The following is a 19,355-nucleotide window of genomic DNA, read 5'->3' as shown; positions in this document are numbered from 1 at the left end:
ATGGCAGCACCTAAAAAGACACAGAAGAGAATGCCAAGACGGCGTGAGGAGTTCACCTATCGCGGCTACAAGATCGACGAGCTGAAAGCGATGGGGATGAGCGAACTCCTTCCCCTTATGCCAGCCCGTCCCCGCCGCAAGATCGTCCGCGGGTTCTCCCGTGGTGAAGAGACGTTACTCGCAAAGGTCCGAGAAGGCGACGAGAAGATCCGGACGCACCTTCGTGAAATGATCGTCATGCCGGAGATGGTAGGCAAAATCATTGAGATTTACAATGGCAAGGAGTTCGTGAAAGTCGAGTTCCAGCCGGAGTCGGTCTTCCACTATCTCGGGGAGTTTGCATTGACAAGGAAGAGGGTCTCTCATGGGAGCGCCGGTATCGGTGCGACCAGAGGCAGCAAGTACGTTCCGCTGAAGTGATGGACATGGCACGCATTGATTATTCAAATAAGATCAAGGGCGACAACGTGGCAAAAGCAAAGGCCAACGAAATTAACGTGTCGCCAAAGCATTCGATAGAGATCGCCGGGTTCATCAGGAACAAACGGGTGAATGAAGCAATTGCATACCTGAATGATGTCGTCAAGTTGAAAAAGGCGGTCCCTTTCAGGTATTTCAACCGGAATGTTGCGCACAAACGCGGTCTTCCCGGTAACTGGGATGCAGGCCGGTACCCGGTCAAAGCGTCAAAGGAATATATTCGGATCCTTGAATCGGTCAAAAAGAATGCCGAGTACATCGGTCTCGATGCAGAAAACCTCGAGATCATCCATGCGTCGGCGAACCGCGGGCGGGCACAGAAAGCCTTCTTCCCCCGTGCGATGGGAAGGGCAACCCCCAAAGTCCGCGAAACCGTAAACATTGAGATCATTGTCCGTGAGGTGGCGTAATGGCGGTAGAGAGAAAGTTCATTGCTGAGGGTGTCAGGAAAGCCCGTGTCGAAAAGTACCTGTCCAAGGAACTGAAACGCGCCGGCTACGGGGGTATGGATATCGCCCGGACTCCTCTCGGTACCCAAGTCACCATCTTTGCCGAGAAACCGGGGATTGTGATTGGCAAGGGCGGCAAGCTGGTCCATCAGCTCACCCTGGACCTTGCCCAGAACTACGGTGTCGAATCGCCGCAGATCGAGGTCCAGCAGGTCACCAACCCCAGTTTCAATGCCCAGATCATGGCCGAGAGACTTGCAAACGCCCTTGAGCGCGGCTGGTACTTCCGCAAGGCCGGAACAAGCATCCTGCGCCGCGTCATGGATTCCGGTGCGCTCGGGTGTGAAGTAGTCATCGCCGGGAAACTGACCGGGGCCCGCGCCCGTACCCAGAAGTTTACCGAAGGGTACATCAAGCACTGCGGCGAACCGAGCAACACGCTTGTCGAGAAAGGATACGCGGTGGCGATCAAGAAACTCGGCGTCATCGGCGTCCAGGTCAAGCTCGTTCCTGCCGGAGCAAAACTGCCCGACCACTTCTCGGTCATCGAACAGGAGAAGAAGAGGCAGGCCCCGGCTGCAACAGTCACCGCTATTGGCGATACCGATACTGAAGAGCCTGCACTTCCTGATGAGAGATTAGGGGAGGAACAGTGATGGCGATATTCAGGGCTCATGATGTCCAGCAGCTGTCAGATATCGAACTGCAGGAACAGATGGGAAAACTCCGGATGGAACTTATCCAGCACTACGGCAAGGTAAGTGCCGGTGGCGCCACCGAAAACCCCGGACATATCCGCGAACTGAGGCGAACCATCGCCCGCATGTTGACTGAGCAGAACCGCAGGAGAACTGCATGATCTCTTCCCAGAATGTCCTCCGCCACGAACTGATCGGCTTGGACGTTCTGGTCTCGGGAGCCGCAAACCCCCTGCATAAGGGAATATCCGGTCGCATCATCGATGAGACAAAGAACATGCTCGCAATCCAGACATGCCGCGGGATCCGGCGCATCCCCAAGATGCACAGTACATTCCGCGTACGTCTCCCGGGCAGTGAACTTGTTGAGATAGATGGATCCGTGATGGTTCTGGCTCCTGAAAAAAGGATCAGCCTGCACGAAAAGAAGAGGATACCATAATGGCACAAAACATTGGATTGAACGTCCAGGCACCAAAAGAGGCGTGCAAGGACGTTAATTGTCCGTTTCACGGCACTTTACCGGTGCGCGGCCAGGTGATCACCGGTAAAGTCGTGAGCGATCGAATGATGGGGACGGTCGTGGTTGCACGGAACTACATGCACTACGTCCGTAAATACAAGCGGTACGAGAAACGAAGCTCGAAACTCCATGCCCACAACCCGCCCTGCATCCAGGCCAAGGTCGGGGACATGGTGAAGATAGCCGAGTGCAGACCGCTTTCGAAGAGCACGACCTTCGTCGTTGTGGAGGTGCAGAAGCCATGAAGGCAAAGCAGTCCAAGACGCCGAGGGCCCTTGCAACGGGGACGAGGCTGGCATGCGCTGATAACACCGGTGCCAGGACCGTGCAGATCATCTCTGTCTTCGGCTACCATGGTGTCAGGCGCCGTCAGCCCAAGCTGGGGCTGGGGGATCTCGCCACGGTGAGCGTCCAGAAAGGCACCCCCGACATGCGCCGCAAGCTGGTGCGTGCAGTGGTCATCCGCGCGAAGAAGGAGATGCGCAGGCCCAACGGTATGCGGGTCTCCTTCGATGACAACGCTGTTGTCGTCGTGGATGAGAAGAACGAACCCAAGGGAACTGAGATCAAGGGACCCGTTGCCCGTGAAGTCGCTGAACGCTTCCCCAAGCTCGGTTCGATGGCAACGATCATCGTATGAGGTGTGCAGCATGGTAAGAATCAAAAGCGAACAGCCAAGAAAACAGAGAAAGGCCCGCTACAGCGCACCGTCACACGTGAGGACAAAATTCCTGAACGCACCCCTATCAGAGGACCTGAAGGAGAACTACAAAAAGAAGACGCTGCGTGTCATCAAGGGAGACACCGTAAAAGTGACCCGTGGGGATTTTGCAGGAGATGAGGGCCTGGTCGACGCCGTCAACACGGTAAAGGCAAAGATCGTTGTCCACGGGGTCTCGTCCACCAAAGCCGACGGCACAGAAGTCCCGCGCCTGATCGACGCATCGAACGTGCAGCTCACCAAACTGAACCTCGCAGACAAACGCCGCGTGGCAAAACTCGGGGAGGCCGAATAATGTCAGAACACCTGAAGCGACTGAATGCCCCGGACTCGTGGCACATCGCAAAGAAGACCACGAAATTCATCACCAAGACCGCGCCGGGCCCGCACAATGCGAACGCGATGCCGATAGCCGTCTGGCTCCGTGACCACATGGACTATGCACGGAACATGAAGGAGATAAAGCAGATCCTCGGGCAGAACGATGTGATCATCAATGGCCGGGCCTGCCGCGACCCCAAGATGGGGATCGGCATCTTCGATATCATCGCCCTGCCGAAGATCAACAGGTACTACCGCATCCTGCGTGACAGGAACGGCCGCCATGTCTCCGTCGAGATTGATGCAGAGGCTGCCAAGACCCGGCTGTGCAAGGTCACGAACAAGACCGTTGTCACCGGTGGCAAAGTCCAGCTGAACCTGCGGGACGGCGCCAACCTGCTCGCGGACAATACCTACAAGGCCGGCGATTCGGTCGTGCTCTCCCTCGAACCCGGTAACCGGTTCACGATCCTCGATCACTTCCCGTTCGCTGTCGGCAACATGGCCATGGTTATCGGTGGCCGCCACTCCGGTAATGTCGCACGGATCGTTGAGATCGTCAAGATGCCCGGGAGCGTTCCCAACAAGATCGTCCTCGAGGACGAGAAGGCGGGAACCCGGTTCGACACGATCGCCCCCTACATCTACATGGTAGGAAAGCAGGAACCCGCAATAGCAAAATGGGGGCATGAAGAGTGACATCAATGCGCGATGTCTACATCGACAAGATCGTCGTCCACATGGGTGTCGGCGAGAGCGGCGAGAAGCTGGTGAAAGCGGAAAACATCATGAAGACGATCACGAAGCAGACACCGATCCGGAGCATTGCCAAGAAGACGCAGCCTGCCTTTTCCGTCAGGAAAGGTGCCCCGATCGGCTGCAAGGTAACCCTCCGCGGCAAGCCTGCCCGTGACTTCTTCGAGACCTCCTTAAAGATCGTCGACAAGACGCTCTTTGAGAGCCAGCTTGACACGAGCGGGAATTTCTCGTTCGGTATTGAGGAGCATACGGACTTCCCCGGTATGTCCTATGATCCGCAGATCGGTATCTATGGCATGGATGTGAACGTGGTGCTCGAACGCAGAGGTATACGGATCACCCGCAGGCGCATGGAGCAGAAGAAACTCCCGGCAAAGCAGCGCGTCAGCAAACAGGATGCGATCGCGTTTCTCAAGGACACCTATCAGGTAGAGGTGCGCTAATGGCTGGAGAAAGGAAGAAGATCTACGGTCGCGGTGCGAACGAATGCAAGATGTGCGGCCGGAAGCAGGGCCTCGTGCGCAGGTACCATATCATGTTCTGCCGGCAGTGCTTCCGCGAGTGGGCCCAGAAGATGGGTTTCAAGAAGATGAGCTGAGGAGTGAGCAAGAATGACACGACTGAATACAATAGCAGACGGGATGTGCACCCTCAAAAATGCAGGGGATACCGGCAAGTCCGTATGTATCATCGAGCCCGCAAGCAAACTCCTTGGCGCAATGCTCCGCATTATGCAGGATGCCGGTTACATCGGCAGCTTCGAGTTCGTGGAGGATGGCAGGGGCGGACAGCTCAGGGTCAACCTCACGGGCAGGATCAACCGCTGCGGTGCAATAACGCCGCGGTTTTCAGTACAGCTGGATGAGATGGAATACTGGGAGAAGCAGTACCTGCCCGGCAAGAACTTCGGGCTCCTGATGCTTTCGACCTCGCGTGGTGTCATGTCCCACGAACAGGCGAGGAAAGAAGGTATCGGCGGCGAACTGCTCGGGTACGTCTACTAGGGGGTGCGAAGATGTCAGCAGTACGAAAAGTGAAGATTCCCGAGGGCGTAAAAGCCCAGCTTGACGGAACGCAGCTCAAAGTGACAGGTCCCAAGGGGCAGCTCACCCGCAATATGCGGTTCCCCCAGGTCACCATGACCTGTGATGGCAGCGAAGTCACCATCTCGACCGATTCCGGGAGAAAGGAGATCACGGCAATGGTCGGTACCCTTGAGGCGCACACGAAGAACATGTGCCGTGGCGTCAGTGAAGGGTTCGAGTACCGAATGAAAGTGGTGTACAGCCACTTCCCCATCCAGCTCAAGCTGCATGGAAACCGGCTTGAGATTGCCAATTTCCTTGGCGAGAAGAAGGCGAGGTACGCACGGATCGAGTCCGGTGTTGTGGCAAAAGTGGCGAACGATGAAGTTGTCCTCACCGGGATCGACCGCGAACTTGTCGGGAACTCGGCAGCAAACATCGAACATGCCACTCATATCCGCAACCGTGACCCGCGGGTGTTCCAGGACGGAATTTACATGGTCCAGAGAGGCTGAAGAGATGACAACAGAAGTAAAGCGACTGATCCGGGTGCGCAAAGAGAAGGGCGCAAGCTTCAAGCGCGACGGGTTCGGTAAGAAACGACAGCTCTCCGACTCATGGAGAAAGCCCCGTGGACAGCACAACAAGCAGCGGGAGCAGAAGAAGGCGAAGGGTGCTCTCCCCAAGCCGGGATTTGGCAGCCCTCTTGCCGTGCGGAACATGCACCCGAGCGGCTTTTTCGAAGTGCTCGTCTCCTCCGTAAAGGAACTCGACGGCCTGGACCCGAAGACCCAGGCAGTGCGGATTTCCGCAACCGTTGGCGACCGGAAGCGGGTCGGACTTCAGGAAAAGGCAATCGGTGCAGGTCTCAAGGTCCTGAATGCCCGGAACGTAAAGCCCAGGGCAGAGAAAGAACCGGCAAAGGCAGCCGCAAAGGACGAAGGGAAGCAGAAAAAAGAAGAGAAAAAACCCGCAAAGCCCAGGAAAGCTGCCACCCCGGCAAAGAAGGAAGCCAAGAAGGAGAAACCGGCTCCCGTGACTAATGAGAAGAAGGCACCGGCAGCCGCAAAGAAGTCTTCCAGGCCGAAGGCGGAACCCGCCGGGAAACCTGCGGATAAACCCGCAAAGAAAGAGAAGGCAGCGGCAAAACCCGCAGCAAAGGCTGCAAAGCCAAAGGCCGAGAAACCTCAGGAAAAGACTGAAGCAAAACCCAAAGCAGTCTCAAAACCGAAGGCAAAAAAGAGCGGTTCAGGAGTGAAGAAGAATGAGTGACGTCGCCAGCCAGAAACGCATTGCCGCGTCCATCATGAAATGCGGGGTGAACCGCGTCTGGTTCGATCCGGCCCGTCTCTCCGATATCGAGAACGCAATCTCGCGTGAGGACCTCCGGGGACTCGTAACGGATGGCGCGATCAAGGCACGCCAGAAGAAGGGCGTCAGCCGCGGCAGGGCCCGCGCACGGATCGCCCAGCGGTCCTACGGGCACCGCAAGGGTGCAGGAAAACGGAAGGGTGCAGCAGGTGCCCGCAATCCGAGCAAGACCGCATGGGTCCAGAAGATCCGTGCGATCAGGAAAGTGCTCGTTGAACTGCGCACGGCCGGTACCATTGACCGGCACATGTACCGCCTCCTCTACCGCAAAGCGGCCGGGGGCCAGTTCAGGAGCGTCGCGCACATGAAGGCGCAGATGGAGATCCTCGCAGGGAGGATGAAGTAAATGGCTACAGGACCACGGTATTTTGTCCCCTTCCGGAGACGGAGGGAAGGCAAGACCGATTATTACCAGCGGACGCGGCTCGTGGTCGCGGATGTGCCCCGGATGGTTGTCAGGAAGACAAACCGGCACATCATCGTCCAGCTCGTCGTTGCTGAGATGGAAGGCGACCGCACGCTCGTTGCAGCAAATTCCGCCGAACTCGAGAAATACGGGTACAAAGGATCGACTTCCAGCACACCGGCAGCCTACCTCACGGGCATGCTCTTCGCCGTAAAGGCAAAGAAAGCCCAGCAGGACAGTGCAGTCCTGGACATCGGGCTCAACCGTGCAACACCGGGGGCCCGGGTATTCGCTGCCCTCAAGGGTGCAGTCGATGCAGGGCTGGAGATCCCCTATGGCGAGGAGATCCTCCCCTCGGATGAGCGCATCAAGGGGGCGCATATTACGGCATACAACAAGAATGCAGGCGATATCGTCAGGGTTGTCGAGCAGGTGGCAGATGCCATAAAGAAGGAGATGGCGTAAATGGCGTACGAACGAGAAGAATGGCATCCGGTCACCGGTCTTGGCAAACTTGTCGCTGAGGGAGATATCAAGAGCATCGATCAGGTCCTCGCAAGCGGCAGGCCGATCAAGGAACCCCAGATCGTTGACACGTTCCTTCCCGATCTTGAGGACGAAGTCCTTGATATCGCGATGATGCAGCGGATGACCGACTCGGGCCGCCGTGTCCAGTTCCGTGCAGTCGTCATAGTCGGCAACCGCAACGGCTACATCGGGTTCGGCCAGGGCAAGGACGTGCAGGTCGGCGATGCAATCAAGAAGGCGATCGTCAAGGCAAAGATGAACCTCATCAGGGTCCAGCGCGGCTGCGGCAGTTGGGAATGCGGGTGCGATGTTTCCCATTCGATTCCCATGCAGGTCACCGGTACCGCCGGCAGTGTCAGGGTCACCCTCAAGCCCGCACCCCAGGGAATCGGGCTTGTCACCGGTGACATCAGCAAGAAAGTGCTCGAGCTCGCCGGTATCAAGGATGTCTGGACATTTGCGCGGGGACAGACCCGCACCACCATCAACTTTGCCAAGGCGACCTTCAACGCACTCAAGGAGACCAATATGATCAGGACAGGGAGGTCTCAGTAAATGTACGCAGTAGTTCAGGTCCGCGGGGTAGTGAAAACCCGGCGGGACATCAAGGACACGCTCAAGATGCTGCGCCTGCACCACATCAACCACTGTGTGCTCGTGCCGGACTCTCCCGAAAACCTCGGCATGATCCGGAAAGTAAAGGACTATGTCGCCTATGGCGAGGTCGATGCAGCGACCATCGAGACGCTGCTCCAGACCCGGGGCCGGGTTATCGGCGATGCCCCGCTCACGGATGATTACATCAAGTCAAACTCAACGTACAGCGGTATTGCCGAATTCGCAAAGGCGCTGGCAGGTGGGGAGACGAAACTGCGCGATGTACCGGGGCTCAAGCCAGTACTCCGGCTTCACCCCCCGCGCAAGGGATACAAGACCACCAAACGCACCTTCCCGCAAGGCGGAGCGCTTGGCTATTATGGTCAGGAGATCAATACTCTCCTCTACAAGATGAGGTGATGAGGATGCCAACCAACAAACGTTCAAAATACCGCGGATCGCGGACATGCGGTGGCGGCACCCACAAGAACCGGCGCGGTGCAGGCAACCGCGGCGGCAGGGGCCGTGCCGGTATCAACGCCCACCACTTTGTCAAGTGGTACAAGGAGATGGGTGGACCGGTATTCGGCAAGGACGGGTTCTGCAACCCGACCGGAACCGAAGTAACCGCCATCGATGTCGGGGCACTGGACCAGATAGTTCCTTCGCTCCTTGCACAGGGTATTGCCAGGCAGGAGGGGGACGCAGTCGTGATCAATATCGCTGACATGGGTATCGAAAAAGTCCTTGGAAGCGGGAAGGTCACCCGAAAGATCAACATCTCTGCCGAAGCATTCTCCGGGACCGCAAAGGCAAAGATCGAAAAGATGGGCGGAAAAGCACAGGTTGTTTAACGACAATACAGACAATTTTTTGGTGAAACAATGGGAAACCTGCTGGATCGAATGGAACCCCTGCTTGCTGCGATGCCCGCAGTCAAGAGCCCTGAGGGACACGTTCATTTCAAGAATAAACTGATCTGGACGCTGGGAATATTGATTTTGTATTTTGTCCTGACGAATATCCCGATCTTCGGTCTCGCCCCCGCGAGTCAGGATTTATTTTCGGCATGGCGTGCACTTCTCGCCGGTGCCAGTGGATCGATCGTTCACCTTGGTATCGGGCCGATCGTCACTGCGTCCATCGTTCTCCAGCTGCTGAAAGGTGCAGATATCCTCCACATTGACACGAGCGAGACACGCGGACAGGTCATGTACATGGGACTGCAGAAGATCCTCATCATGGTGATGATCGTGATCGAGGCAGCGCCAAACCTTGTCGGCAGTTTCATGCAGCCCAATCCGACCATTGCTACCCAGTTCTTTGGTGGCAACCTGTTTGCCGTATCCCTCCTCATCTTCATCCAGATCTGCATCGGGGGGGTCCTCATCTTCTTCATGGATGAAGTGGTGACCAAATGGGGCATCGGATCCGGTGTCGGTCTCTTCATCATTGCCGGAATATCCCAGGCGCTCGTCAGTGGGTTCATCAACTGGGCAAAGGTACAGGACCAGTATCCGACCGGGTTCTTTCCGCGACTCGTCGCCATCGGGTTGGACGGGGGCAGTTATCTCACGTACTTCGGTACGAATATCCTTGCGTTCATCACGACCATAGCTATCTTCCTCATCATCGTATACGTGGAGTCCACGCGGATCGAGATTCCCCTTGCTCATGCGCAGGTGCGCGGCGCCCGGGCCCGTTTCCCGGTCAAACTGATCTATGCGAGTGTCCTCCCCATGATCCTCGTGCGGGTACTGCAGGCAAATATCCAGATGGTCGGGATGTTCCTGTCCAATGTCGGTATCACCATGTTCGGGACGTTCAGCGGCTCGACACCCCAGAATGGTATCATGTGGTATCTTGCCCCGATCAATGGTCCGAGCCAGTGGATGTGGTGGACGACTGATCTCGGGCATGCGGTATGGCAGGTGCTATTACGGATGGGAATAGATATCACATTCATGGTAGTCGGAGGTGCGATCTTTGCACTCTTCTGGATCAAGACTGCCGGGCTCGATTCAAAGGACGTGGCCCGCCAGATCCAGCTGTCCGGCATGTCCATCCCTGGCTACCGGCGGAACCCGCAGGTGCTTGAAAAGTACCTTGACCGGTATATTCCCCGTGTGACCGTTATCGGCGGTGTCTTTATCGGTGTGCTCAGTGTCATTGCAAACCTCTTTGGTGTCATCGGTGCGGTGAGCGGGACAGGACTGCTCCTGACCGTAAGTATCACGTACCGTCTCTACGAGGAGATTGCAAGCCAGCAGATCATGGAAATGTACCCGTTCATGCGGACCTTCTTTGGCAAAGAGTAACAGGAAAGGGACGAGGATGGTTGGAAAAAAGGTCATCATAACCGGCGTACCGGGTGTCGGTAAGACAACGGTTGTCAACGAGGCATTAAAAAAACTCAAAACAATTGGCGTGGAGTACCAGTCGATCAATTTCGGTACCTTCATGTTCGAGGTTGCAAAGAACGACAATCTCGTTCAGGACAGGGACCAGATGCGCACCCTGGACCGTGCAGACCAGAAGCGTCTCCAGCAGCGGGCAGCACAGGCTATTGCGCAGCTCCCGGGAAACGTGCTGATCGATACTCACGCGTCGGTCAAAACACCAAAAGGTTACCTTGCAGGGCTGCCCGAATGGGTGCTCCGCGAGATCATGCCGGATATCATCATTCTTGTTGAGACCGATGATGACCAGATCCTCATCCGCCGGCTCACGGACGAGACGAGAGCCCGGGACAAAGAGGGGTCCCGGTCCATCTCGGAGCACCAGCAGTTCAACCGCTCCATTGCCGCGGCATACGCGATGATGACCGGTTGTACGATAAAAATTATCACGAACGCTGATTTCCTGCTCGAACGGTCCTCAACCGAACTTGCAGAAGTCCTCAGGTGAATAAATGAATTTCCGCAAGATCTGGGGTGAATACAGCATCTGGCTCACCTTTGGCTTCATGTTCCTCATGATGTGGGCATATACGGTCCCGTGGCTGCGTCAGGATGTCGGCCAGAACATGGACGCGGCGTTTGCCCCGTTTGTCACAGAATTCAATATTCCCTTTTATGTCCTGATCATCGGCCTCTCAGGTCTCACGGGCCTGTACTCATCGATCGTCCAGAAGTACACGATCGATTATGAGAAGATGACCGAGTCACAGGAACGGATGAAGGAGTTCCAGGCAGAGTACCGTGAAGCCCAGCTCTCTCAGGACGAAAAGAAGATCAAGAAACTGGAAGCGAAAAAAGACCGGGTCATGAAGGAACAGCTTGAGATGTCCCAGCAGCAGTTCAAGCCGATGGCGTATATCCTTGTCCTGACCGTCCCGATCTTTTTCTGGCTTCTCTACCGCCTGAGCCAGATAAAGAGCACGATAACCATGCCGTATCTCGGGACCCATAACCTCCCTGAAGCGGTCATCTGGGTGATCCCGGCGTGGATGATCTGGTACATGGTCTGTTCAATCACCTTAAGCCAAGTCATCCGGAAGTCCTTAAACATCGGGGGACTCTGATGCGGATCACCGTGAGCGGGCTGCCCGGAAGCGGGACAACCTCACTCTCACGGTACCTTGCGGAGCGCCACGGGTTTTCTATGATCTCTGCGGGAGAGGTCTTCCGCCAGCTCGCACGGGAACACAACATGGAGCTGGCCCGGTTCGGCAACCTTGCCCGGCAGGATCCCTCCTATGATAAGATGATCGATGCCCGCCAGAAAGAGATCGCACAGAAGCGGGACGACATCATTGTTGAAGGCAGGCTCTCCGGCTGGATGGTTGATGGTGCGGACCTCAAAGTGTGGCTCTATGCCCCCATCGGCTGCCGGATACAACGGATTGCCACCCGCGACAACGTGGCTGATGAAAAAACAGCAGCGGCGCTCACACTGGAACGGGAACAGTGCGAGGCTGACCGCTATCGCTCGTACTATTCCATCGACATCTCGGATCTCTCCATCTATCACATCATCCTGAACTCGGAACACTGGGGTGTCGAAGGACTGGGTGCGATCATTGATACGGCGATCGCCCGGTTGAAACCTGATGAAACCCGATAGCCGTTTGTTCTGCGGCAGAGCCGCAGGCCTGACGATTTCTCTGCAGGCCGGTGATGATATGTCCGGAGAACTTTTTCGTGAGCACGCACATAATCACCCTGCGGGAGGTGACCGGATTGGACGATGAAATTATCATCCGGCTGGTTGATACCTGGGACAAGGACGAGATTGTCCAGCTCTATCGCGCAGGCGGGTGGTGGAAGGAAGAATATGATCCGGACTCGCTTCCCGGCCTGATCCGGGGCAGCTTCGCCTTCGCTGTCGCGATCGATCGGAAAACCGGGCATGCGATCGGGATGGGGAGGGTTATCTCTGACGGCGTCTTTGACGGGTACATCCAGGATCTTGTCGTCCTTCCCGCCTACCGGAAGAGGGGGATCGGTGCGGGGATTATTGCGGCTCTGGTCGCTCGATGTACCGGTTCGGGAATCTCCTGGATCGGGCTCATCGCGGAACCCGGCACCGAGTCATTTTACCAGCCCCTGGGGTTCTCTCCGATGAAAGGGTATATCCCCCTGCTGCTAAAGAGGGATCCATGATGCTCACCCAGGATAATTTCAGGCCCGTGACCCTTGCAGACCGGGAATTTTTCGAGAAGCACTATGCCCATTACCCGCAGGTCCACAGTGATAACACCTTCACCAACATGGTCTGCTGGAACCATTATGCTTCATACTGTTACGCTTATGTTGAGAAAAATGTCGTAATTGCAAGCACGATCGGCAGCGTCACGAGGTTCCGAGCCCCGATCGGCCCCCGGAACCCGGCACTTCTCCGGTCCCTGATCCGCCTGGCATCGGACGTCAGTGACAACGAGCCTGTCGTCCTGATCGATCCCGAGACCGCCATCTGGATGCGGGAAGTCTGTCCCGGGATCAACCTGGTCCCCGACCGGAACCACTTCGAATACGTGTACCGCTCCCTCGACCTCGCGGAGCTTCCCGGAAAAAATTACCTGACTATCCGCCGCCAGGTCAACAAGTTCCGTCGTACCTGCGCGAACACGGTCGAGCCGATCTCACGGGAAAACTGGGAGGAAGTAAAACGGTTCCTCATCGAGTGGTGTGAATGGAAAGGCTGCGAAGGCGACCCGGTCCTTGCGCACGAGAAGGAAGCGGTTTTTTTTGCCATCGACCATTTCGACGAGCTCCCACTCAGTGGACTTATTATCCGGGTCTTCTCCAAGGTCGGCGCCATCGCGCTCTTTGAACCCATGACCGAGGATACGGCGCTCGTGCATTTCGAGAAAGGCCTGCCCGACTGCGAAGGCATCTACAAGGCGATCAATACTGAGACGGCTGCAATTCTTGCAAAGCGGTTTGCCTACATAAACCGCGAAAGTGACCTCGGCGTCGCCGGCCTGCGGGAGGCGAAGATGAGGTACCACCCGCACCATCTGGTGGAAGTCTTCTCGATGAAGCGGGATTCGTAACCAGATCTGTTTTCAAAAAAAATATCCGGTCAATGAACGGTTGCCATTGCCATCACGCCCGAAGCGACGATCTTGATGGCAATGGCCGCAACAAGCATGCCGAGAACCTTGCCCATGATATCGGTGACCACTTCGCCAAGTACGCGCTGGATCAGTTCAGAATAGTACAGGATGAGCCAGGTAGCGAGGAGCGAGAGGGTGATTGCGATAAATGGGATGAGGAGCCCGTAATCCTTTGAAAGGAGCATCACGGTAGTGATCGTCCCCGGTCCGCAGAGGAGCGGCGTTCCGATGACCACGCCCGCTGCGGTTTTTGCACGATCTTTGCAGTGGCCTATCTCGATCCCGAGCGCCTCCTGGATCCCGAGGAGGAAGAGAAGGATGCCGCCGGCTATCTGGAAACTCGGCAGGGTCAGCCCGAGGATATCAAAGATCGTTTTGTTGAAGATGAGGAAAAGGTACATCAGCCCCCCTGCAACAGAAACTGCAATGAACGCCTGTTTATGAATTTCTGCCGGGGTCTGCCCTTTCGTCATCGCAGCAAATATGGGTACGGAGAGGAGAGGGTCCAGGATGATGAACAGGGCGGCGAAGGAGTAGATAATACCGGGAATGAGGTCCATTTTCGTCTGATCAGGAATATACACTCTTATCTGGGATAAAATTAGGGTTCAGCCGTCCTGCGGACCCGTGCGGGCTGCACGGTACGATCCGGCCGTTTTGCATTATCCATAATATATAAAAGCCGGCACTCTCTATGTTCAAGTAAAGCGGAACCTTTCCTGCAATGGCAGAAGAGAGAGGCCGCGATGGTGAAGTTTTCATGGCAAAAGCAGCAGCATCGTCGAAAAAAGGTGGTCTGAAGAAGGCCACGAAACCTGCGGCAGCGAACAAGCGATCTGCATCCGCGGTGAGGAAATCCGTACCTGAGAGGAAGGCCCCTGCGAAGAAAACGACCGCGATAAAGAAGGGGGCGACGAAAGTCTCCCCAAAAAAGAAGGCTGGAAAAGCGGCATCAAAGGATATGACACGGTACAAGTGCAGACTCTGCGGGTACGTCTATTCGCCCCTCCGTGGGGAACCGCACAACGGCATCCCTGCAGGTACTGCGTTTGAAGATCTCCCGGAGACATATGTCTGCCCGGTGTGCGGAATGGAGGGAAAGGGCAAGATTGGCACGTGGGGCTTTGATGAATGGCGTCCGACCCGCTATATCTGTTCCATGTGCGATTATATCTATGATGAAAAACGCGGTGAACCCCATCGTGGTATCAAACCCGGGACAAAATTTGAGGACCTTCCGGATGACTATGTCTGTCCTGTCTGTGCAACGGATCCTAAAATTGTACTACGATATGGGAATGTTCTCAAGCAGGGTTTTTCAGCGTTGTACGATTGAGATAATCCCCAATCTTTTTTTCGCGAAATTGTATTTTTTTGGTTCTGGAGAAATCATTGGCTTTCATCGTAGACGCTCTTGGGGGGAATGCTCTTCCCGAAGGGAGGAACAGGCTGGAGAAGAACCCGGAGGGTTCTTCGACTTGAGAGAGGAGGTCACACTCATAATTATTTAAGAATATAAGCGAATCACACGATAAAATAGGGTTTCTACAGAGCCTATTTTTTTAATACTCGTACAATCATTCTCTGAATATGAACAATACCTCCACTTCCCCCTTTTATCCGTATCCTTTTTCGGTGTTCCGAGTGATATTCGGCAATTCCCGAGTGAACCCGGCTTCGTGTTCGAATGTGTCGGACTATGGATGTATCGAAGTCAACACCGCCCCTGTCCCAAACCCGAACCTTTTATTGGGTGGGCTGGTTTACAGTAAAGGTACAGGATTGGCAGTCAGGAAGACTGACGATGACACTCTGCACCACAGAAAACGAGGGGGAGATCATTTTTGTCCATATGCCCTCCCAGATCGACCACGTTACGGCGATGGGCCTGGACCTTGAGCTCAAAGGTTGGGTTCTCGAAGGGCCACGAGTGCTGCTCTGTGACTTTTCCGGGACCCGGTACATCTCGAGTTCCGGGCTCCGGGTCATCCTGGCGATCGCAAAGATGATGAAGAGTTCCGGAGGGAGGTTCGGAATATATTCCCTTTCGCCGTTTGTTGCCCACATCTTCAGCATGTCCGGGTTCTCTCAGCTCATTTCCATCTATGCATCCAGACCTGACGCGGTCCGGGCTGTATCCACCTGACACTCCCCTGTGCGGTATGAAAGAGCAACTGGTCGGTATGCGGGGGCTGGGACCCGGCGCGAAGGAACCGGTCACAACCGTGAACAGGAAGGTATTATCATACCCCGTGTGAATGGTAATATGAGTAGTATGGATATCCCCGCAATGCTTGACAAGGCGCACATCCTCGCGAAGGCCGGGCGTTATGACGATGCTATTTCCCAGTATGACACTATCCTCAAGATTGACGGGAACAATACGGTGGCGCTTGAAAACCAAGGCAAGGTCTATTACTATCTCGGCAGGCACGAGGATGCCATTGCCTGTTATGACAAGGCGATTGCCATCAATCCGGACCTCGTCACGGTCTGGTACGAAAAAGGCTACACCCTGCGAAAGATCCGCCGGCATGAAGAGGCGATAGACTGTTTCGATCATGCCCTCTCGATCGATCCGGAGTACAGCTTCGCTCTTGCCAACAAGGGATATTCCTTAAACGAGCTGGGGAGATACAAAGAGGCGATCACCTGCTTTGATCTCATACTTGAATCCAGTCCGAAAAACATCCGGGCAATGACGGCAAAAGGGATTGCCCTCCGGGAACTCGGGAAAAATGAAGAAGCCCTCAGATATTTCGAAAAAGCGATTGAATCCAACCCGATCAATTCGTTCGTCTGGTACAATAAGGCGATAGCGCTCCGCAACCTCGGGAGGTTGAAGGAAGCGGACGAGGCGATAAGGATCGTGAACTTCCCGCAGCGAACGGGGAGAACATAGGGAAATCTCTCATCCCGGCACCCGAGAGGTTGCCAATTCATTTTTCAGATCAGTTCCCTGATGACAGTGATTATGGCAAAACCCTTCGCAGACAGATAAACGGAGGGAGCAAAAACCGGAATCAGGTCTCGGGTGTAGTGACAGTCTAATAATACATCTTGCATCCGAGAAACCCGAGATATAGCCCGCCTGCTATAACGGTCAGTGAGGTGAAGCCTGCAAGGAGGAACGCGAACCATACCATCCCTCCGCCGATTATCTCTAACTCGTTCTTTGTCTGTTCATTCATCTGAAAAGGACCACCGTTATGCCGTCGTAAAAATGGTATACGGCCAGGATCTGATACATCTGCTGTTGGTTGCGAATTTTTCCCCTTGAAAGAATTATTACATCAACCGCAGACGCGCCAGAACCGATGCCGGCAGGTTATGCTCCCGCCCTGCGTTCATGCGTCCAGTTCCCTGCACCCGTGAACCCTGAGTGCGATGAGGTCTGGTTGCCAGAACCCGCATGGTGCGGCTGGAACGAGCCTCCCTTCTGCCACCAGGTGCTGTTGCCGCCGTGCCAGCTCGTCCCGTTCGCGTTGGGTTGTGCCGTATGGTACGCGGCCATCCACTGCATCGCTCCATTCACGTTGCCGGAGGCAAGATCAGCCTGTACCCCGCTCACATCAACACCCTGCTGTGCAAGCTTCGTGACCCCGCTCTGGAGCCGTGTCGTCAGCTGCGTGTTGTTTGCCATTATGCCCGGATGATCCTTGTGCAGGGTCATCAGCTCCTGCATCGCGCCGGTGATGTTACCAGCGGCAAGGTCGGCCGTGGCCTGGGATACATCCACTCCCTTCTGGCTGAGGCCGGTGAGAACGGTCTGAAGATGGGCTACCTGTGCTGTGGCGTTCACCGCGTGCTCCCGGGGGCCATTCACCGCATTATCCGGATGATCATTATGATAGGCCATGAGCCACTGGAAGGCCGCCGTTACATTGCCTGCCGCAAGGTCAGCCTGGGCCGGGCTCGTGTCTACTCCCTGCTGGGTGAGGTTTGCAAGGACCGTCTGGAGCCGTGCTGCCTGCCGGGTGCTGTTGAATGTATGATGATAGGCGGTATTGCCCGCGGGAATCCCTGCAGGGTCTCCTGAGGGAGAGAAGGCAGTCGCCGCGCTGACCGGGCTCATGATAAGCCCGATCACCGACACTACTATTGCGATGATGGCGACTACCCGGTAACTGGGTGTAGGTAGTTTCATTCTTGTATCATCTCTCTGGAATAATTCCTGATGCGGGCTGAGTGGTGTGTACCCGCATCTTGTAAAGTATATAATACATTTTGTAATATATACTTTATGTTGTGTTAAATGTCACGCACATCATTGGCTTCTAAAAAGAGTCTGAAGGCAGGAATGCAGATTGCGGGTCGAAACTACTCGATTAGTCGGAACTCGAAGAAACCTGATGGTTTCTTCTCGTCCTCGAATTTCGCTTCGCTCAATACTCAGTCGAAGAATTCTGACGAATTCTCCTCCTCCTCAAATCTCGCTGCGCGAGATTTTTCGGAATTCGAAGAAATTTGAGAATTTCTTCTCGTGGTTCGGGTTCTTCGAACCCTTACCAAAAAAAAATTTAAATGAGTTTGAAGATTGGGTGGCTTTCTGCCTTGCACTCGATCCCGAGCTGGCGGGTTGCCTCAAGGACGACGATATCCGTGTAGGCCTGTGCCGTGATCATTGCTTCGACGTTCTCGATTGGTCCGTACATGATGAGGTCTGCACCGAGAGTGCTTGCAATCATGTTGCAGCCGATATCGGGTGCTGACCAGGCAGCCTGCTTGATGCCCTCAATTCCGCCGAGGTAGTGGTGGGACATCTGCTGGAGCAGGAGGTCTTTGCCCTGGTATCCTGCTGCCAGTACCGAGGGGGTCTTGCTCGTTCCCTTCCAGCGCTTGAGCCAGGTCCAGGAAACGGTCATGTTATGGTATGCACCACCGGTCGGGTAGCCGTGGATTGCCTTGCAGGCGAGAATCTCACGGTATGAACCGCCGGAGCCGAGACCGAGCGGGGTTGCTGCAGTGTCGAGGATCGGGCGCTTGATACCGCAATACTCTGCGATCTCAAGCATCCCCTTGGTCTGTCCTGCGACGCCACCTTCAACGAGCACTTTCTCCCTGCCTGCAACCGACGGGTCTGCAGGGTTGAATGCGAGGACGATGGCTGCATCCACATCACTGTTCTTCAGGGCTTCAATGCTCTCGGGCATGATTGAACCGTTGATCGAGTTGTAGATCGCACGGTGTGCAAGCCCGACATCGGTCACGTACTTGCATGCATGGGCAAGTGCCTTCGGTACCGATGAGTCCATCAGGAACGCGGTCTTGTTGTCGATGCTGTCGAACCAGCTGAAGTAGCTCTCGAATGCCTCGCCGTATTCCGCGATAATCTGGATGAAGTGCGGAATGCCGGTCAGGTCAGACAGAACCTGACAGCGGTTCCACAGCGCCTCTGCCTTTGCCTTGTCGATAGTGCCCTTTTTGTCATCAAGCACAACCTCGTGCTTGTTGTAGAAGATTGAGGCACCCAGTACCGTCGGGTACTCGCCGGGCTGTCCACCGATCTTGGTGCCGTTGAAGTCCCAGACACTCTGTTCTTTTTCAAATCTGAACATATTCTTTTACACCTCCGTTATACCATTGTCATCAATTTCTGGTACAAAAACAACAGCATCACAAATACGATAACGCCTGCCATGAGGCCGTACAGTATGCCGATATCCCGACCAATCTTTCGTCCAACACGCTGTGCAACCTCGGCATCCACGAACTCGATCCTCTTCTCGACCTTGTCGAGTCTCTTCTCGATCTCGAGGAACTGGGGGTTTGCACTCGCAGCGCCAACTTCCTGCCCGCCTGCAGCTTCCTTGACCTCGACGACGATGGGGTCAGCAGCGAACGCGCCCGGGTCCCGGGCCTTGAGTTCGTTGATCTTGGCCTTGATGGCGCCCAGGTCTTCGCTTTCCATGATGTT

Annotated in this window: 33 protein-coding genes; 28 read left to right on the top strand and 5 right to left on the bottom strand. The window is 55.4% G+C overall.

What is annotated here, in order from left to right; translation table 11 throughout:
• From ABSB80_RS10375 to ABSB80_RS10255, 25 genes are all read left to right on the top strand, one after another.
• Positions 1–420, top strand: coding sequence for a 30S ribosomal protein S19 (locus tag ABSB80_RS10375; RefSeq protein ID WP_428370549.1), 420 nt, complete (start codon positions 1–3; stop codon positions 418–420).
• 5 nt (positions 421–425) lie between these two features.
• Complete coding sequence (locus ABSB80_RS10370; protein ID WP_428370548.1) at positions 426–890, top strand: 50S ribosomal protein L22; 465 nt, start codon at positions 426–428, stop codon at positions 888–890.
• Positions 890–1,585, top strand: a complete 696-nt coding sequence (locus ABSB80_RS10365; RefSeq protein ID WP_428370547.1) for a 30S ribosomal protein S3 — start codon at positions 890–892, stop codon at positions 1,583–1,585. The genes ABSB80_RS10370 and ABSB80_RS10365 overlap by 1 nt, the downstream gene beginning before the upstream one ends.
• Complete coding sequence (gene rpmC / locus ABSB80_RS10360; protein WP_428370546.1) at positions 1,585–1,788, top strand: 50S ribosomal protein L29; 204 nt, start codon at positions 1,585–1,587, stop codon at positions 1,786–1,788. Before ABSB80_RS10365 ends, rpmC begins: the two co-directional genes overlap by 1 nt.
• Positions 1,785–2,069, top strand: coding sequence for a ribonuclease P protein component 1 (locus tag ABSB80_RS10355; RefSeq protein WP_428370545.1), 285 nt, complete (start codon positions 1,785–1,787; stop codon positions 2,067–2,069). Before rpmC ends, ABSB80_RS10355 begins: the two co-directional genes overlap by 4 nt.
• Entirely contained in the window at positions 2,069–2,395 is a 327-nt protein-coding gene (locus tag ABSB80_RS10350; protein ID WP_428370544.1) for a 30S ribosomal protein S17, read from the top strand. Before ABSB80_RS10355 ends, ABSB80_RS10350 begins: the two co-directional genes overlap by 1 nt.
• Positions 2,392–2,790, top strand: coding sequence for a 50S ribosomal protein L14 (locus ABSB80_RS10345; RefSeq protein WP_424720338.1), 399 nt, complete (start codon positions 2,392–2,394; stop codon positions 2,788–2,790). The genes ABSB80_RS10350 and ABSB80_RS10345 overlap by 4 nt, the downstream gene beginning before the upstream one ends.
• Positions 2,791–2,800: 10 nt before the next feature.
• Positions 2,801–3,166: a 50S ribosomal protein L24 gene (rplX, locus tag ABSB80_RS10340; protein WP_428370543.1), complete on the top strand. Its 366-nt coding sequence runs from the start codon at positions 2,801–2,803 to the stop codon at positions 3,164–3,166.
• Positions 3,166–3,891 carry a 30S ribosomal protein S4e gene (locus tag ABSB80_RS10335; protein WP_428370542.1) on the top strand — a complete coding sequence of 242 codons (726 nt, stop codon included), beginning with the start codon at positions 3,166–3,168 and terminating at the stop codon, positions 3,889–3,891. Before rplX ends, ABSB80_RS10335 begins: the two co-directional genes overlap by 1 nt.
• A 5-nt stretch (positions 3,892–3,896) precedes the next feature.
• Positions 3,897–4,394: a 50S ribosomal protein L5 gene (locus ABSB80_RS10330; RefSeq protein ID WP_428370541.1), complete on the top strand. Its 498-nt coding sequence runs from the start codon at positions 3,897–3,899 to the stop codon at positions 4,392–4,394.
• Positions 4,394–4,549 (top strand): 30S ribosomal protein S14, encoded by a 156-nt coding sequence (locus ABSB80_RS10325; protein ID WP_292415985.1) that lies wholly within the window; start codon positions 4,394–4,396, stop codon positions 4,547–4,549. The genes ABSB80_RS10330 and ABSB80_RS10325 overlap by 1 nt, the downstream gene beginning before the upstream one ends.
• A gap of 13 nt (positions 4,550–4,562) precedes the next feature.
• Positions 4,563–4,955 carry a 30S ribosomal protein S8 gene (locus ABSB80_RS10320; RefSeq protein WP_428370540.1) on the top strand — a complete coding sequence of 131 codons (393 nt, stop codon included), beginning with the start codon at positions 4,563–4,565 and terminating at the stop codon, positions 4,953–4,955.
• Between the two features lie 11 nt (positions 4,956–4,966).
• On the top strand, positions 4,967–5,491 hold the full coding sequence (locus ABSB80_RS10315; protein WP_428370539.1) for a 50S ribosomal protein L6: 525 nt from the start codon (positions 4,967–4,969) through the stop codon (positions 5,489–5,491).
• Positions 5,492–5,495: 4 nt separating this feature from the next.
• Positions 5,496–6,248 carry a 50S ribosomal protein L32e gene (locus tag ABSB80_RS10310; protein WP_428370538.1) on the top strand — a complete coding sequence of 251 codons (753 nt, stop codon included), beginning with the start codon at positions 5,496–5,498 and terminating at the stop codon, positions 6,246–6,248.
• On the top strand, positions 6,241–6,693 hold the full coding sequence (locus ABSB80_RS10305; RefSeq protein WP_428370537.1) for a 50S ribosomal protein L19e: 453 nt from the start codon (positions 6,241–6,243) through the stop codon (positions 6,691–6,693). Before ABSB80_RS10310 ends, ABSB80_RS10305 begins: the two co-directional genes overlap by 8 nt.
• Entirely contained in the window at positions 6,694–7,218 is a 525-nt protein-coding gene (locus ABSB80_RS10300; protein ID WP_428370536.1) for a 50S ribosomal protein L18, read from the top strand.
• A complete protein-coding gene (locus tag ABSB80_RS10295) occupies positions 7,219–7,836 on the top strand; it encodes a 30S ribosomal protein S5 (protein WP_428370535.1) in 618 nt (205 codons plus the stop codon).
• On the top strand, positions 7,837–8,298 hold the full coding sequence (locus tag ABSB80_RS10290) for a 50S ribosomal protein L30 (protein WP_428370534.1): 462 nt from the start codon (positions 7,837–7,839) through the stop codon (positions 8,296–8,298).
• A 5-nt stretch (positions 8,299–8,303) separates the two neighbouring features.
• Positions 8,304–8,732: an uL15 family ribosomal protein gene (locus ABSB80_RS10285; protein ID WP_428370533.1), complete on the top strand. Its 429-nt coding sequence runs from the start codon at positions 8,304–8,306 to the stop codon at positions 8,730–8,732.
• A 30-nt stretch (positions 8,733–8,762) separates the two neighbouring features.
• Positions 8,763–10,196, top strand: a complete 1,434-nt coding sequence (secY, locus tag ABSB80_RS10280) for a preprotein translocase subunit SecY (protein ID WP_428370532.1) — start codon at positions 8,763–8,765, stop codon at positions 10,194–10,196.
• 16 nt (positions 10,197–10,212) lie between these two features.
• A complete protein-coding gene (locus ABSB80_RS10275; RefSeq protein WP_428370531.1) occupies positions 10,213–10,785 on the top strand; it encodes an adenylate kinase in 573 nt (190 codons plus the stop codon).
• A gap of 4 nt (positions 10,786–10,789) precedes the next feature.
• A complete protein-coding gene (locus ABSB80_RS10270; protein WP_428370530.1) occupies positions 10,790–11,401 on the top strand; it encodes a DUF106 domain-containing protein in 612 nt (203 codons plus the stop codon).
• Positions 11,401–11,943, top strand: a complete 543-nt coding sequence (gene cmk, locus ABSB80_RS10265; RefSeq protein ID WP_428370529.1) for a (d)CMP kinase — start codon at positions 11,401–11,403, stop codon at positions 11,941–11,943. The genes ABSB80_RS10270 and cmk overlap by 1 nt, the downstream gene beginning before the upstream one ends.
• 77 nt (positions 11,944–12,020) lie before the next feature.
• A complete protein-coding gene (locus ABSB80_RS10260; protein ID WP_428370528.1) occupies positions 12,021–12,482 on the top strand; it encodes a GNAT family N-acetyltransferase in 462 nt (153 codons plus the stop codon).
• Positions 12,479–13,375 carry a DUF2156 domain-containing protein gene (locus ABSB80_RS10255; RefSeq protein WP_428370527.1) on the top strand — a complete coding sequence of 299 codons (897 nt, stop codon included), beginning with the start codon at positions 12,479–12,481 and terminating at the stop codon, positions 13,373–13,375. The genes ABSB80_RS10260 and ABSB80_RS10255 overlap by 4 nt, the downstream gene beginning before the upstream one ends.
• Positions 13,376–13,404: 29 nt before the next feature.
• Here ABSB80_RS10255 and ABSB80_RS10250 read toward each other — a convergent pair whose 3' ends face one another.
• A complete protein-coding gene (locus tag ABSB80_RS10250) occupies positions 13,405–13,998 on the bottom strand; it encodes a MarC family protein (RefSeq protein WP_428370526.1) in 594 nt (197 codons plus the stop codon).
• A gap of 200 nt (positions 13,999–14,198) precedes the next feature.
• Between ABSB80_RS10250 and ABSB80_RS10245 the strand changes: the two genes are divergently transcribed.
• The 3 genes from ABSB80_RS10245 (at position 14,199) to ABSB80_RS10235 (ending at position 16,340) form a co-directional block, all read left to right on the top strand.
• On the top strand, positions 14,199–14,774 hold the full coding sequence (locus ABSB80_RS10245) for a rubredoxin (RefSeq protein WP_428370525.1): 576 nt from the start codon (positions 14,199–14,201) through the stop codon (positions 14,772–14,774).
• A 468-nt stretch (positions 14,775–15,242) separates the two neighbouring features.
• Positions 15,243–15,584, top strand: a complete 342-nt coding sequence (locus ABSB80_RS10240) for an STAS domain-containing protein (protein ID WP_428370524.1) — start codon at positions 15,243–15,245, stop codon at positions 15,582–15,584.
• Between the two features lie 129 nt (positions 15,585–15,713).
• Positions 15,714–16,340 carry a tetratricopeptide repeat protein gene (locus tag ABSB80_RS10235; protein WP_428370523.1) on the top strand — a complete coding sequence of 209 codons (627 nt, stop codon included), beginning with the start codon at positions 15,714–15,716 and terminating at the stop codon, positions 16,338–16,340.
• A gap of 145 nt (positions 16,341–16,485) precedes the next feature.
• Here the strand turns inward: ABSB80_RS10235 and ABSB80_RS10230 are convergent, their stop codons facing one another.
• The 4 genes from ABSB80_RS10230 to mtrG form a co-directional block, all read right to left on the bottom strand.
• Complete coding sequence (locus ABSB80_RS10230; protein ID WP_428370522.1) at positions 16,486–16,629, bottom strand: hypothetical protein; 144 nt, start codon at positions 16,627–16,629, stop codon at positions 16,486–16,488.
• 137 nt (positions 16,630–16,766) lie between these two features.
• Positions 16,767–17,585, bottom strand: coding sequence for a hypothetical protein (locus tag ABSB80_RS10225; protein ID WP_428370521.1), 819 nt, complete (start codon positions 17,583–17,585; stop codon positions 16,767–16,769).
• Between the two features lie 373 nt (positions 17,586–17,958).
• Positions 17,959–18,996, bottom strand: coding sequence for a tetrahydromethanopterin S-methyltransferase subunit H (mtrH, locus tag ABSB80_RS10220; RefSeq protein ID WP_428370520.1), 1,038 nt, complete (start codon positions 18,994–18,996; stop codon positions 17,959–17,961).
• A 17-nt stretch (positions 18,997–19,013) separates the two neighbouring features.
• Positions 19,014–19,355: tetrahydromethanopterin S-methyltransferase subunit MtrG (gene mtrG, locus ABSB80_RS10215; protein WP_428370519.1), on the bottom strand; the 342-nt coding region annotated here is incomplete at its 5' end.

Origin of the sequence: Methanoregula sp. (assembly GCF_050010295.1) — an archaeon.
In the GTDB taxonomy this organism is placed as follows: Archaea; Halobacteriota; Methanomicrobia; order Methanomicrobiales; family Methanospirillaceae; genus Methanoregula.
The sequence above is the reverse complement of the archived record's forward strand: the minus strand, read 5'-3'. Positions and strand labels throughout refer to the sequence as shown.